We start from the raw sequence: 923 nt of genomic DNA on the forward strand, positions 1-923 counted from the left end.
TGTAATGTGCTATATCATTATTATTTGAATAATATTTGCTAACTAAATAAGATGACTTGTTTTTATTAAAATAACAATATATTTTTTTATTATCTATAAAATATTGTTTTTTAGAATCAGGAATGTTTAAGCTTTTTAAAAATTCTACTCCTCTATTGATAGAGGGTATGGTATAAAGTTGAGAAGCAGGTATTTCATCAGTCTTATTAACCTCAAAAATAACAATCATTTCATTTGTCTCTATAAAAGTTCTCAAAAATATATTATTACTATTTCTAGGGAAAATGTCATCATACCATGAAAAGGTCTTCGAATTTAAAAAATCGTCAGGAGTGCTGTAGTTGTAGTCATTATAGCTAGTATTTCCAAACAAAAATATCAACAATACTATAAATATAATTGCAGATAGAACGCCTATACTAAACTTCAAAATTAATTTAATAAATCTACTCATAGATATCCTTTTTCCTTTAATATTTTTTTTGTTTTATGAGCGTTAGGATCTAAATATTTTTCACATCGTTGAGCACATGTTTGATTCGAGGGACATTTAAATCCATATCTATTAACCTCCATATCTTTATTCATATCTTCTAACATTTCTGAATTGGTTAACTTTTCTCTACCATATTTGCCCACTAAGTTTTGAAGAAAGTCTATTCCCTCTTTCATCCCTCCAAGCATTAAAGCCAGCCCTTTATCCGGTGAATTTGACTTAGAGACTCTACAAAATGCAGTGCAATGAAAAAATTGATCAGCATTTACTAGGTCAAGTCTTTTCATATCATCCAAAGTGCTAGAAAGTATTTGCCAAGTAGAATTTCCATTTGCTACTGCAGCAGAAGCACCATAATAATCCCCAAACTGATCAACATTATTATTTGGCGATAATCCTAATGGATCAACATAAGAAATCGCATTTC

At 29.0% G+C, this 923-nt stretch carries 2 protein-coding genes; both read right to left on the bottom strand.

Annotated elements, in window-relative coordinates:
* Positions 1-454: hypothetical protein (locus tag QZ106_RS00375; protein WP_295972834.1), on the bottom strand; the 454-nt coding region annotated here is incomplete at its 3' end.
* The coding region (locus QZ106_RS00380) for a hypothetical protein (protein WP_295972837.1) at positions 451-923 on the bottom strand (473 nt) is incomplete at its 5' end. The genes QZ106_RS00380 and QZ106_RS00375, both read right to left, overlap by 4 nt.

It is taken from the genome of uncultured Aggregatibacter sp., from assembly GCF_901873365.1.
In the GTDB taxonomy this organism is placed as follows: Bacteria; Pseudomonadota; Gammaproteobacteria; order Enterobacterales; family Pasteurellaceae; genus Aggregatibacter.